The 13,385-nt window shown below is 53.1% G+C and carries 15 protein-coding genes; 7 read left to right on the forward strand and 8 right to left on the reverse strand.

Features of this window, described 5'->3' with window-relative positions; all coding sequences use genetic code 11:
* Positions 1 to 54: 54 nt before the first annotated feature.
* The 7 genes from OMQ46_RS06920 to OMQ46_RS06950 all read left to right on the forward strand — a co-directional run bounded on the left by OMQ46_RS06920 (position 55) and on the right by OMQ46_RS06950 (position 5,818).
* Positions 55 to 1,140 (forward strand): HD domain-containing phosphohydrolase, encoded by a 1,086-nt coding sequence (locus tag OMQ46_RS06920; protein ID WP_266236021.1) that lies wholly within the window; start codon positions 55 to 57, stop codon positions 1,138 to 1,140.
* Between the two features lie 42 nt (positions 1,141 to 1,182).
* Positions 1,183 to 1,485 (forward strand): (2Fe-2S) ferredoxin domain-containing protein, encoded by a 303-nt coding sequence (locus OMQ46_RS06925; RefSeq protein ID WP_266236023.1) that lies wholly within the window; start codon positions 1,183 to 1,185, stop codon positions 1,483 to 1,485.
* On the forward strand, positions 1,482 to 2,330 hold the full coding sequence (gene hpnD / locus OMQ46_RS06930) for a presqualene diphosphate synthase HpnD (RefSeq protein WP_266236025.1): 849 nt from the start codon (positions 1,482 to 1,484) through the stop codon (positions 2,328 to 2,330). The genes OMQ46_RS06925 and hpnD overlap by 4 nt, the downstream gene beginning before the upstream one ends.
* A complete protein-coding gene (gene hpnE / locus OMQ46_RS06935; protein ID WP_266236026.1) occupies positions 2,327 to 3,622 on the forward strand; it encodes a hydroxysqualene dehydroxylase HpnE in 1,296 nt (431 codons plus the stop codon). The genes hpnD and hpnE overlap by 4 nt, the downstream gene beginning before the upstream one ends.
* 47 nt (positions 3,623 to 3,669) lie before the next feature.
* Positions 3,670 to 4,041 carry a hypothetical protein gene (locus tag OMQ46_RS06940; protein ID WP_266236028.1) on the forward strand — a complete coding sequence of 124 codons (372 nt, stop codon included), beginning with the start codon at positions 3,670 to 3,672 and terminating at the stop codon, positions 4,039 to 4,041.
* A 5-nt stretch (positions 4,042 to 4,046) separates the two neighbouring features.
* Positions 4,047 to 4,757, forward strand: coding sequence for an SDR family NAD(P)-dependent oxidoreductase (locus tag OMQ46_RS06945; protein WP_266236030.1), 711 nt, complete (start codon positions 4,047 to 4,049; stop codon positions 4,755 to 4,757).
* Between the two features lie 125 nt (positions 4,758 to 4,882).
* Entirely contained in the window at positions 4,883 to 5,818 is a 936-nt protein-coding gene (locus OMQ46_RS06950; RefSeq protein ID WP_266236031.1) for a GGDEF domain-containing protein, read from the forward strand.
* 2 nt (positions 5,819 to 5,820) lie between these two features.
* Here the strand turns inward: OMQ46_RS06950 and rluB are convergent, their stop codons facing one another.
* The 8 genes from rluB to pyk all read right to left on the reverse strand — a co-directional run bounded on the left by rluB (position 5,821) and on the right by pyk (position 13,382).
* Positions 5,821 to 6,717, reverse strand: a complete 897-nt coding sequence (gene rluB, locus OMQ46_RS06955; protein WP_266236033.1) for a 23S rRNA pseudouridine(2605) synthase RluB — start codon at positions 6,715 to 6,717, stop codon at positions 5,821 to 5,823.
* Between the two features lie 6 nt (positions 6,718 to 6,723).
* Entirely contained in the window at positions 6,724 to 7,941 is a 1,218-nt protein-coding gene (locus OMQ46_RS06960) for a tryptophan--tRNA ligase (RefSeq protein ID WP_266236034.1), read from the reverse strand.
* A gap of 30 nt (positions 7,942 to 7,971) precedes the next feature.
* Positions 7,972 to 8,652 carry a site-2 protease family protein gene (locus OMQ46_RS06965; RefSeq protein ID WP_266236036.1) on the reverse strand — a complete coding sequence of 227 codons (681 nt, stop codon included), beginning with the start codon at positions 8,650 to 8,652 and terminating at the stop codon, positions 7,972 to 7,974.
* The gene (gene serS / locus OMQ46_RS06970) at positions 8,645 to 9,919 is read right to left on the reverse strand and encodes a serine--tRNA ligase (RefSeq protein ID WP_266236038.1); all 1,275 of its coding nucleotides are present in this window, start codon (positions 9,917 to 9,919) and stop codon (positions 8,645 to 8,647) included. Before serS ends, OMQ46_RS06965 begins: the two co-directional genes overlap by 8 nt.
* A 6-nt stretch (positions 9,920 to 9,925) precedes the next feature.
* Complete coding sequence (locus tag OMQ46_RS06975) at positions 9,926 to 10,225, reverse strand: DUF190 domain-containing protein (RefSeq protein WP_266236040.1); 300 nt, start codon at positions 10,223 to 10,225, stop codon at positions 9,926 to 9,928.
* Positions 10,222 to 10,596: a fluoride efflux transporter CrcB gene (gene crcB / locus OMQ46_RS06980; protein WP_266236041.1), complete on the reverse strand. Its 375-nt coding sequence runs from the start codon at positions 10,594 to 10,596 to the stop codon at positions 10,222 to 10,224. The genes OMQ46_RS06975 and crcB overlap by 4 nt, the downstream gene beginning before the upstream one ends.
* A gap of 119 nt (positions 10,597 to 10,715) precedes the next feature.
* Positions 10,716 to 11,786: a class II fructose-bisphosphate aldolase gene (gene fba, locus OMQ46_RS06985; RefSeq protein ID WP_266236042.1), complete on the reverse strand. Its 1,071-nt coding sequence runs from the start codon at positions 11,784 to 11,786 to the stop codon at positions 10,716 to 10,718.
* A gap of 129 nt (positions 11,787 to 11,915) precedes the next feature.
* Positions 11,916 to 13,382 carry a pyruvate kinase gene (gene pyk / locus OMQ46_RS06990; protein ID WP_266236043.1) on the reverse strand — a complete coding sequence of 489 codons (1,467 nt, stop codon included), beginning with the start codon at positions 13,380 to 13,382 and terminating at the stop codon, positions 11,916 to 11,918.
* Between the last annotated feature and the right edge of the window lie 3 nt (positions 13,383 to 13,385).

Below are 13,385 nucleotides of genomic sequence, written 5' to 3' on the forward strand. Positions count from 1 at the left end.
GTCACTGAGTTGTTGCCGGGGTGAGCCTGTGATCAAATCAATTATTTCTCTCTCATGATAGCCAAGCCAGACATTCTCAACGCCAATATCCTGCTGGTTGATGATCAATTGGTGAACATCAAACTGCTGGAAAAAATGCTGCGGCAGGCGGGATTTGCTTCGATTTTTTCCACCACTCAGCCTCAGGAAGTCAAGACACTCTATTTCGATAATCAGATTGATTTGATCCTGCTCGATATCCGTATGCCGGACATGGACGGGTTCGAGGTGATGTCACAATTGCAGGCCGAAATTGAAAACGACTACCTGCCGGTGCTGGTCGTCACGGCCGAGCTGACCAGCCAGACGCGTGAACGGGCCCTGAGCAGTGGTGCCAAAGACTTTATTACCAAGCCTTTCAACCAGTCCGAAGTGCTGCAGCGCATTCACAACATGCTGGAAGTGCGGCTGTTGCATAAACAGATTCGCCTGCAGAATGAAACGCTGGAACAGCAGGTCAGGCAACGCACCCAACAGCTGGAACAAAGCCGGCTGGAAATTATTAAACGACTGGGCCGCGCTGCTGAATATAAAGATAACGAAACTGGCAACCATATCCTGCGTATGAGTCATTTTGCCCATATGCTGGCCAAAGCCGCCGGTCTCAGCCAGGAACAGGCTGATAACATTCTTCTGGCCGCACCCATGCACGATATCGGCAAGATCGGTATTCCCGATAATATTTTGCTCAAACCTGGCAAGTTAAGTCCGGATGAGTGGGAAATCATGAAAACCCACGTCAGCATCGGCGCTGACTTACTTGATGGTACCGATATTCCGCTGCTGGTGATGGCACGCAATATCGCCCTCAGTCATCATGAAAAATGGGACGGTAGCGGCTATCCACAGGGGCTCAAAGGCAAAGCCATTCCTATTGAGGGCCGCATCTGCGCAATATCCGATGTTTTTGATGCGCTGACATCTGAGCGACCCTATAAGCGGGCCTGGCCGGTTGAGGAGGCCATGGCGTTTCTGCATCAACAGAAAGGCAAACATTTTGATCCGGCGCTGGTTGAGTTGTTTGAGTCGATTCTTGATGACATTCTGACTTACCGTGCAGCCCACCTTGATAAGGTCAGTGATCAGGCACAGTCCGCCTAAAAGGCTTTGTCCCGAGACTCAGGTCAGCTATCCTTGACGCCTATGGCGAAAATATATGACTACCACCTGTTTTTCTGTACTCATCAGCGTGATGACGGCTCAGCCAATTGTGGCGAGCACGGCGCGCAATCATTGCGTGATTATGCCAAGCAACGGGTTAAAGCGCTGAAGATCAAGAAAGTGCGGGTCAATAATGCCGGTTGTCTCAATCGATGCAAGCTGGGACCCATGCTGGTCATCTACCCGGAAGCCACCTGGTACCACTATGAAACCCGCGAGGATATCGATGAAATCATTGACTCGCATCTGCTACAGGGCAAAGTGGTGGAGCGACTGCTGCGATGACACCGGATGAATACTGCCGTAATAAAGCAGCGAAGAGTGGCTCCAGCTTTTATTACAGCTTTATGTTCCTGCCGCCGCAAAAACGTCAGGCGATCATCGCTCTGTACGCTTTCTGCCGTGAAGTGGATGATGCTGTGGACGAAATTGCAGATCCGGATGTCGCTGCTCAGACTCTGGCCTGGTGGCGTCAGGAAATCGATCAGACATTCAACGGCACGCCCAGCCACCCGGTAGGCAAAGCGCTGCAGACGGCACTGGCGTATTTTGAACTGCATCCGGAATACTTTCATGAAATTATCGATGGCATGGAAATGGATCTACAACAACAATCCTATCCCGCCTTCAAACACCTGGCTTTGTATTGTCATCGCGTTGCCAGTGTCGTCGGCCTGCTGGCGGCAGAAATTTTCGGTTACCAGAACCGTCAAACGCTTAAATATGCCGAAAAGCTGGGACTGGCTTTCCAACTGACCAATATTATTCGTGATGTCCGCGAAGATGCCGAACGGGGTCGAATTTACCTGCCGCAAGAGGATTTGCAGCGTTTCAACGTTAGTCGTGATGATATTCTCAGTTTGCGACAGACACCGGCGCTGTCTGCCCTACTCCAATTCGAGGCGCAGCGTGCGCGCGATTTGTATCAAGAAGCCAAAAATCTGCTACCGCAAGAGGATCGCTTCAATCAGCGTACTGGCCTGATTATGTCGGCCATTTATGAAGCGACTCTGGATGAACTGGAGCACGAGGGTTTCCAGGTCATGCAGCATCGCTTGTCTCTGACCCCACTGCGTAAGCTCTGGCTGGCCTGGAAAACCGCGCGCCGGGAAAGAAAACACGCCCGATGACCACATTGATTATCGGTGGCGGCTGGAGTGGTCTCGCTGCCGCAGTCCGCTTATCCCAACAGGGTCATCGGGTCCAGCTATTCGAGTCGGCCCGGCAGTTGGGTGGTCGCGCCCGCAGTGTCGACTGGCAGGGTCTTGAAATCGACAATGGCCAGCACCTGATGATTGGTGCTTACCGTCACACGCTATCCCTGCTGGAAGATATCGGCGCTGACAACACAGCCTTGTTTCAACGTTTACCGCTGGATATCCAGATTCAGGATCCCGACTATCCGCCTCTCAGAATCGCGGCCGGTCCGGGGTTGCCCTGGCCACTGTCGCTGGCCTGGCGATTATGGCGTGATAATGGCACGGATTGTCTCGCCCAAATCAGCCGTCTGAACTGGCTTGCCAGACGGTTTAAACCCACGCCGGATATCAGCGTGGCAAGCTGGCTGGATCAAGCCGGTCAATCACGGCGCCTGATCCGTCAGCTCTGGGAGCCGCTCTGCCTCGCGACTCTGAACACCCCCATTGAGATGGCTTCAGCTGCCGTGTTTGCCAGGGTGCTGAGCACCACTTTTCGGGCACGTTCTGATACGGATCTGCTGATTCCCAAACTGCCTCTGGGTGCAACCCTGCCCAGGCTCGCTGAGCAATACATCCAGCAACAAGGGAGTCAGATCCACTTGCAAAGCCGGGTAGAAAAGATTGTTGTCGACGATGGCAAGGTCACCGGGCTTGTTACGCAGGGCGGTCAGTATTTCCCCGCCGAACATATTATTGTCGCGACACCGCTCGCCGCTGCCCGGCCTTTACTCGACGAGCAGCTCACTTTGCCTGTCTCTGATAGTTATCCCATAGCGACGGCCTACCTGCAATACCCGGCTGATTGCCGTCTACCCGCACCGATTCAGGGGTTGAGCGGGACCTTGTGTCAGTGGCTTTTTGATCGCCATGAACTCCGTCCCGGACTGGTTGCTGCCGTGATTAGCGGCCCCGGCGAACATGAAAAACTCAGCAAAGCAGCTTTGCTGAAACAGATAGCCGGTGAAATTCATCAACAGTGGCCTGAATTGCCACCCATGCCTGACAAAAGTCTGGTTATCCGTGAAAAACGGGCCACCTTTATCTGTAACGTTGACATTCAGCGTCAAAGGCCCAACAATCGCACTGAGATCACGGGTCTGTGGCTGGCGGGCGACTTCGTTGCCAATCCCTACCCGGCTACCTTGGAAGGTGCAGTCCTTAACGGTGAGCAAACTGCGATACAGTTAATGGAGCAACTCAAATGCCAGTCGCGAACAACGTGATCCGTTGCTATACTTCGATTTTTACAAAATAACAAATAGGGAATGCCATGTTGAATCATATTCGTTTGATGTTTATCGCTCTGTTTATGGGTCTGTTTCTGATCGCCTGTGGTGATGACAGCGCTCAGCAGGATACCGCTGAAGAGGCTGCAGCGCCTGCTGAAATGACCTCAGAAGAAGCAGCCACAGAAACTGACGCTGAAACTCAAGAAGCTATGCCCGCGGAAGACAGTTCTTCCATCGAAGGTATGACGGAAGAAGAAGCCATTGCGAAATGGGGTGAACCCGATGTCACCCAAACCCGTACCATTGATGCACTGACCATCACTCACCATGAATGGCATGGCGAAGACGGCACTACCGCTGTTCAGTTCCAGAACGGTGTCGCTAAATTCAGCCAGTTTGTACCGGCTGAATAAGCTGCATGTCGGGTTATGCTGAGGCCGACAAGCTCAGAGATCGCGTTATTCTGATTACCGGTGCCGCTCGCGGCATCGGTGCCTCAGTAGCTCAGGCCTGCGCAGCCCAGGGCGCAACGGTCATTTTGCTTGATAAACACGTTCCCGGGCTCGAGTCGATTTACGATGCCATCACTGAAAGTGGTGGTCCGACACCAGCTATCTATCCGCTGGATCTGAAAGGGGCCTCCGTGCCTGATTACCAGCAACTGGCTGAAACCCTGTCCACCCAGTTCGGCCGGCTGGATGGACTGATTCACTGTGCTGCCGCGCTGGGCCAACTAGCCCCGGTAGAACACCAGGACACTAAAACCTGGCTGGAAACGCTGCATATTAACCTCACCGCCACATATCTCCTCACCCGCGCCTGCCTGCCGATGCTGAAAAAGCAGGAAGGCAGCAAATTGATTTTCACCACCGATGCACACAAGCATGATGCCTACTGGGGTGCCTACGGTATCAGTAAGTCGGCAATCGAAGCACTGGCGGCACAGATTGCCGAGGAATCTGAAGCCCAGGGCAAGCTGCAAGTGCACACCCTTGACCCCGGCAGCGTGCAAACGGAACTGTTTGCAAGAGCATTTCCGGCAACGGATCCGGCCGTATTGCCTAAACCTGACGCTATCGCGCCACGTTATCTGGCTTTGTTATGTGAAGCAGATCACGGACAAAACTGATAACACTTGATCAAAGCGATCTGTCAAATCGCTGACACCACACGTCAAGATCCTGATTTAATTGTATTTTTTGTTTTTGGCACAAATATCGCACATAACACTTACCACGAGTAAGGATAAGTGTTATGGAACAGCAATTACCCAACAACAACAGTAAGCTCAGCCTGGTCGATGGCGGTCAGACCGCGCCTAAACCTGTCACCACCAGCCCGACCCTGTCGGCTGAAGATCTCGTCAGTCGTTTGCCGGGGGTTTTGCAAACCACGCTTGTCCTGGAAGAATTATTGCCGCTGTTCGAACAGCAACTTCGCCAGGTCATGCATTTCGACAGTTTCCATTACCAGCACTTGCCACTCAACTGTCAGATCGACAGTGACAGCCAGCGTCATCACCGCTGTCATTACAAACTGGATATGAATGGTCAGTATCTGGGTGATCTGACATTGACCCGTCGGCACAAATTTACAGAAACACAAATTGCACTGCTTGAGGATCTGCTGTGTCAGTTGGTTTATCCTTTACGCAACTGCCTGCTTTATAAACAAGCACAGAACTCAGCGTTGCTTGATGATCTGACCGGACTGGGTAACCGCGCTGCCTATGACAAGAGTCTGCAACGTGAGATTGATCTGGCACAGCGTCAGCAAGCTGACCTGTCTTTGATTATTTTGGATATCGATAACTTCAAAGCCATCAACGACGCGTACGGTCATAGTAGTGGTGATCGGGCATTGAAAACGCTTGCTGAAACCATAAACCAGACAATGCGTCGGAGTGATATGGCCTTCCGTTTCGGCGGCGAAGAATTTGTTCTGCTGCTCAGTAACACTGATCTGGAAGCAGCAGCCATTGTGGCAGAACGCCTTCGGCTCGCAGTGTCAGAAACACTGTGTCATGACGGTAAGCGTGGGTTTGGATTCACTGTCAGTTTGGGTGTCGCCCAACTCGATGGCGAAGAGCACGGTTACCACTTATTTGAGCGTGCCGACATGGCCTTGTACCAGGCAAAACATAGGGGTCGCAATACAGCGGTCTGCGCTCCTCCCACCCAACAGGACTGAGCTCAACGGCCTCGAATACGAGGTCGACGTTTGGGTTTATCTTCACTGGGTGCTCTCGCTTTGCCTTTATAGGGAGAGGTCTCTGGCTTGGCAGGTTTAGCACCACGTTTATCTGCTTTCTGCGGTCTTTTCGTACTTCCCGCCGTTTTTTTGACAGAAACCGGTTTCATACCAGCCTGTTCATAAAGATAATCCAGATCACCACCTTCCAGTTTGGTCCAGTGACCGATACGCAGGTTGTTAGGCATAATAATCGGTCCGTAACGCACCCGCATCAATCGACTGACCTGAACCCCCTGACTCTCCCAGAGTCGGCGTACTTCACGGTTACGCCCTTCCTGAATGACTACATGAAACCATTTATTGGCACCTTCACCACCCGATTCCTGAATATCATTAAACTTGGCCTCACCATCATCAAGTATGACCCCATCACGAAGGGTCTGCATCATCTCCGGTGTCACCTCGCCCAGAATGCGGACCGCGTATTCACGGTCCATCTCATTGGCAGGATGCATCAGTCGGTTCGCCAGTTCACCATCGGTGGTCAGAATGATGAGACCACTGGTATTCAAATCCAGTCTACCAACACTCACCCAGCGGCCCTGTTCCGGCTTGGGCAGTGATTGAAAAATGGTACGACGCCCTTCCGGGTCGCGTCGGGTACAGACCTCGCCAATCGGCTTGTTATATAAAATTACCTGCTGCGGCTGTTGCCACAGGCGTTTAGGTGATAAGGGTTTATTATCCAGACGCAGCCGGTCGCCTTCACTAATCTGATCACCCAGGCTGGCGGTTTCACCATTACGGCTGAGCCGGCCTTCTTTAATCCAGGTTTCTATCTGTCGACGTGAGCCATAACCGGCCCGAGCCAGGACTTTTTGTATACGTTCTGCCATATCAATCTACTTGTAATTAAGTCCCATCGCGACTCTGACCTCGGCCAGCGTCTCCTGTGCTACTTCTCGCGCGGCCGCCGTGCCATCGTCAATGATCCGGCGCACGTCTTCAGGATGCTGGCTGAAATCATTGGCGCGCTCACGAATCGGCCGTAGCTCGGCGCTGACAGCATCGATCAGCGGGCCTTTACAGTCGAGACAGCCAATACCCGCGCTTCGACACCCTTCCTGTACCCACTGTTTCTGATCCTCGTTGGCATAAACCTCGTGCAGTTGCCATACCGGGCAACGATCAGGATCACCCGGATCACTTCGGCGCACCCGATTGGTATCGGTCGGCATCCGTTTGATTTTCTCTGCCAGCGAATCTTCTGGTTCACGCAGGGAAATGGTGTTGCCATAAGACTTGGACATCTTCTGGCCATCAAGACCGGGCATTTTGGAAGCCGGTGTCAACAGCGCCTTTGGCTCTGGCAGAATCACTTTACCGGCGCCCTCCAGAAAGCCGAAGAGACGCTCCATATCGCCCAGAGCCAGATTCTGCTGATTTTTCAGCAGCTCGCGTGCAGTCGCCAAAGCTTCGGCATCCCCCTTCTCCTGATAGGACTTGCGCAGGTTGTTATAGAGCTTGGCATTTTTCTTACCCATTTTTTTGATCGCGGCTTCGGCTTTTTCCTCGAAGTCTTTTTCACGACCATAAAGGTGATTAAAGCGACGCGCGACCTCACGGGTCAGTTCGACATGAGCAACCTGGTCTTCACCCACCGGCACCTGGCCGGCACGGTAAATCAGAATATCCGCACTCTGCAGTAACGGATAACCGAGGAAACCATAGGTCGACAGATCTTTTTCCTTGAGTTTTTCCTGCTGATCTTTATATGTCGGCACCCGCTCCAGCCAGGACAAAGGTGTCATCATTGACAACAGCAGGTGCAACTCGGCATGTTCGGGCACTTTGGACTGCAGGAACATGGAAGCCGCAGAAGGTTCAATGCCCGCAGCCAGCCAGTCAATCACCATTTCCCAGACACTGTCTTCGATAACACCGCTGTCTTCATAGTGGGTAGTCAAGGCATGCCAGTCTGCGACAAAAAAGAAGCAATCGAATTCATGCTGCAGTTTGACCCAGTTTTTCAGTACACCATGATAATGTCCCAGGTGCAGCTGCCCGGTCGGGCGCATGCCTGAAACAATTCGTCGTGACTGTAAAGCTACCGTATCCAAAGTGATCTCCCGATATTGGTCATCGAATATCTATAAAATGGTGCTGAAAATTTGCGGGGGCAACTCAAACAACCAGGCCAGGGTATTGAGCATTCCGCCCACCAGCGGCCATAAAATCAGGCCCAGCAAACCGAAAAACAGCAAGCCCAGCAGGATGAAAAAACCATAAGGCTCCAGCCGACTGACCTGCCAGCTCAAAGGCCCCGGCAACACACTGACCAGCACCCGGCCTCCATCCAAAGGTGGCAGGGGCAGCAGGTTCAGCATCATCAGCATGGCATTGATCAAAATGCCGGCGACGCCCATAAACATCATGGGTTCTCCAATCACATTTCCGCTTTGGGCCAGCGCCAGCCCCAGTTTGGCTATCAGCGCCCAAAACACGGCCATGATCAGGTTGGCGGTAGGGCCGGCCAGCGCGACCCAGGCCATATGGGCCTTGGGTTTACGCAGATTCTGAAAGGTCACCGGCACCGGTTTGGCCCAGCCGAATACAATACCGCCCAGCAGTAACAGCACGCCCGGCACCAGCAGTGTGCCGATCGGATCCACATGTTTGATCGGATTCAGTGTCAACCGTCCCATCATCTGCGCGGTGCGATCGCCGAGCTTGAGGGCCACCCAGCCGTGCGCGACTTCATGCACAGTGATGGCAAACAGAACCGGAATTGCCCAGATAATAATCTTCTGGACCAGGCTGAACTCAAGCACTGATGCTTTCCTGCCCAGCCAGATAAGGCCGCAACGCAGCCGGGATAGTAATTGAGCCATCAGCCTGTTGATGGTTTTCCATTAATGCCAGCAGGGTACGGCCGACCGCGAGGCCCGAACCATTGAGTGTATGCACCAGTTCCGGCTTGCCGGTTTCCGGGTTACGCCAGCGGGCTTGCAGGCGACGCGCCTGAAAGTCGCCGAAATTACTGCAGGATGAGATCTCCCGATAGGTCTGCTGGCTGGGCAGCCAGACTTCCAGATCGTAGGTCTTGGTTGAGGAGAAACCCAGATCCCCGGTACACAGATTCACCTTGCGGTAAGGCAGTTCCAGTAGTTGCAGGATTTTTTCGGCATGGGCGGTCAGCTCTTCATGGGCCGCCTGGCTGTCCTTTGGTTTGACGATTTGTACCAGCTCTACTTTTTCGAACTGATGCTGACGAATCAGACCACGCACGTCACGACCATGCGAACCAGCTTCACTGCGGAAACAGGGTGTGTGTGCCACAAATTTCAACGGCAACGCCGCATCATCACTGATGGTATCGCGAACGATATTGGTGACCGGTACCTCGGCGGTCGGGATGAGATAAAACTCGCCATCATCAATTTTGAACAAATCCGCTTCGAACTTAGGTAACTGACCGGTGCCTTTGAGCGACTCGGCATTGACCAGGTAGGGCACATAAGTTTCGGTGTAGCCATGCTGCTCGCTGTGGGTATCCAGCATGAACTGGGTCAGTGCCCGTTGCAGTCTGGCCAGAGGCCCCTGCAGCGTGACAAAGCGGGCAGCGCTGATTTTTGCCGCCGTTTCGAAATCCATGCCGTTGAGTGCGGCACCCAGATCCACATGATCTTTGGGTTCGAAATCAAACTGGCGAGGCTCACCCCAGCGCGAGACTTCTTCATTTTCAGTCTCATCCTGACCGGCAGGCACATCTGCCTGGGGCAGATTAGGAATACCCAGCGCCACATCATTGAGCTTGTCCAGCACTTCAGCGAGACGGGCTTCAGCCGCTTTATGGCGATCGCCCAGATCATCAATTTCTTTCAGCAGGGGGGCGATATCTTCACCGGCCGCCTTGGCTTTACCAATGTTTTTGGATCGGGTATTGCGCTCTGTCTGCAGTTCCTGCGCATCCCGCTGCGCCTGTTTACGTTCCCCTTCCAGTTGTGCCAGCAACGCCAGGTCAAGTTCAAAACCACGGCGTTTTAATTGTACTGCAAGCTGTTCAACATCGTTTCTCAGTAACTTCGGATCTAACATCTTATTTTAAATTCCAGATTGTGCGGGCCAGCTGATAACCAATTCCGGCTTCACCAAATCTCCCAGTTTTTCAATCGTTTCCCTGACGTGATCGGGCTCATCAAAAAACTCAATGATGATGGGCAATTCGGAGGAAAGTGCTAATAGCGAGGCCTTGTGAAGACGGTGATCGCTGCCCAGTCCTGCCACCCCCTTAAATACGGTGAAGCCCCGGACACGGATATCCACCAGTCGGGAGATGATTTTATTGACGTCATCCCGGCCTTCAACCAGATAGATACGTGCCATCGTCACAGCCTGACTCATATTTGCCTTCCTATTCCCAAACCGACCCAGGTTGCCAGCAGGCAACAGCTCACGCTCAAAAACACATTCAGCACCGCCTTGGCCCAGTCACCACTCTCCATCAAAGCCAGTGTTTCCAGTGAGAATGAAGAAAAGGTGGTAAAAGCACCTAACACACCAAATAAAATGCCCGATCTCAACTCTATTGAGCTGATTTGACGCTCAACCAGCATGATGAATAAAAAGCCCATCAGCAGCGAACCGAGCACGTTAACAGTTAATGTGCCATAGGGAAAGTCTCTGCCCATCAGGCGATGAACACTGGTAGACACCACAAAACGCAGCACGGCTCCCACCGCACCGCCGACTGCTATTGCTATCAGTTGCTGCACCTGTCCATTCCCATCGCTAAAAGCGTTAGTTTACCGCATTCAGGCATTATGCTCGCAACTGATTGGTTTGAGGCAGAAAAGACGCCTTACCACGGTTTGTTCTGAGGCGCTGATGACTGTCAGGATAAAACCGGTTTTAACTCGCCACGCTGGTAGCGTTCCACCATTGTGCTAAGCGGGATCGCTTTGATCTTGCTCGCATGACCGGCACTGCCGAATGCTTCATAGCGAGCCTGACAGATGGCCTGCATCGCGGCTGTCGATGCCTGAAGAAATTTACGCGGGTCAAACACCGGCTTGTTCTTTTCATCGGTCATAAACTGACGAATGGCGCCGGTTGAGGCCATCCGCAGATCGGTATCAATATTGACCTTGCGTACGCCCGACTTAATACCCTCGACGATTTCTTCCACCGGCACACCGTAGGTCTGACCGATATCACCGCCATGCGTATTAATAATCTTCAGCCATTCCTGTGGCACTGAGCTGGAACCGTGCATCACAAAATGCGTGTTGGGGAGTTTCTTTCTCAGTTCCCTGATACGGTCGATGGCCAGAATCTCGCCGGTTGGTGGCCGGGTAAACTTATAGGCGCCATGACTGGTGCCGATAGCGACCGCCAGGGCATCCACTTCGGTGCGTTTGACAAAGTCCACGGCTTCATCCGGATCGGTCAGCAGTTTTTCCCGATCCAGTTTGCCTTCGGCACCGTGGCCATCCTCTTCGCCCATCATGCCCGACTCCAGCGAGCCCAGACAGCCCAGTTCACCTTCCACCGAGACGCCACAGGCATGGGCCATATCGACCACTTCACGGGTGACCCGCACGTTGTATTCATATTCTGCCGGCGTTTTCATATCTTCCAGCAATGAACCATCCATCATCACCGAGCTGAAGCCGGACTGAATTGATCGGGCACAGACGCCGGGGGATGCACCATGATCCTGATGCAGCACAATTGGAATAGCCGGGTAGGCTTCCAGCGCAGCCAGAATCAAGTGCCGCAGAAACGGTTCACCGGCATAACTCCTGGCGCCGGCACTGGCCTGCATGATGACAGGACTGTCGGCCGCCACCGCCGCCTCCATAATCGAATGCACCTGTTCCATGTTATTCACATTGAAGGATGGCACGCCGAATTCATGCTCAGCCGCATAGTCGAGTAATTGACGCAATGATATGAGAGCCATAATTTCTCTCCTCCAGAACTAATCCTTGGGCAGGGACTTTACACCTCACCGTTTACGTCTTGTTTGACGCTCACTTATACAGTTCACGACATAAACCGCGATGAGAGATACACAAGCCCTGACACTGCGTTATTCGCAGCTTTGACCATTGACCCGGGGCTCGACCATATCACCAACACGCACCAGCTTGAGCGCATTAGTGCTGCCCTGAACCTCCAAATCACCTTTTGTAATGATAACTATATCACCTTCCACAACTACGCCGCGACGCTCAAGCTCAGTAATGACCTCACGGTTAAGCGTGGCATGATCATTGTGCTCTCGTGCGAATTTGATGGGATAAACACCGCGGTAAAGGGTGACCCGCCGGGCTGTTTTTTCATGCGGGGTCAGAGCAAAAATCGGAATACCGGAACTGATGCGTGACATCCATAACACCGTAGAACCTGACTCTGTCAGTGCTGCGATAGTTTTCACATTGAGATGATTGGCCAGATACATGGCGCCCATTGCAATCGCCTCATCCATCTGCTCGAAGCTGGAATCTATCCGGTGGCGGGAAACGCGAATTTCCCGCTCCTGTTCTGCCTGCAGGCAAATCCGGTGCATTGCGGCTATGGTTTTAATCGGATTTTTGCCCACTGCAGTTTCCCCGGAGAGCATCACCGCATCAGTGCCATCCAGCACGGCGTTGGCGACATCGAAGACCTCGGCACGGGTGGGGATGGGATTCAGGATCATCGATTCCATCATCTGGGTCGCGGTGATCGTGACCCGGTTCATACGGCGGGCCAAGCTGATTATGCGTTTCTGAATTGGTGGCAGGGCAGCATCCCCCATTTCCACCCCAAGATCCCCCCTGGCCACCATAATCGCATCAGCAGCTTCAATGATCTCCTCGATCGCATCAAGCGCTTCGGCTCGTTCTATTTTGGCGACAATAGCCGCATGGCCACCCGCTTCATGCAACAGGCGCCGGGCTTCGTGAATATCCTCTGCAGAACGGGGGAAAGACACCGCAAGATAATCCGCCTCCATCCGCGCCGCAGTAACGATATCCTGGCAATCTTTGCCAGTCAGGGCTGCTGCTGATAAACCGCCGCCCTGGCGGTTAATGCCCTTGTTGTTAGATAAAGGCCCGCCGGTGATGACCCGGGTCATGATGCGACGGTCATTGACGCCTTCGACCCGTAACACAATACGACCGTCATCCAGCAACAGGATATCGCCGTCACTGACATCGTCCGGCAGGGCTTTGTAATCAATCCCGACCTGATAATCATCACCATCCTGGCTGCCAAGATCCGCATCGAGGACGAAGCTGGACCCATCTTTTAGCACGATTGGCCCGTCTTTAAAGCGGGCGATACGAATTTTGGGTCCTTGCAGATCAGCGAGAATGCCAACCGGCTTGTGACAAATGCGGGCGCGCTCACGCACCCGCTCGGCCAGTTGAATATGATCAGCCGGGTCACCATGCGAGAAATTGAGCCTGACCACATTCATGCCGGCTTCGAACATGGCATCCAGGGTTTCGGGCCGTTGTGTGGCCGGCCCCAGAGTCGCAACAATTTTTGTTCGTCTAATGGCCGTCACATC

It is taken from the genome of Methylophaga sp. OBS1, from assembly GCF_026319365.1.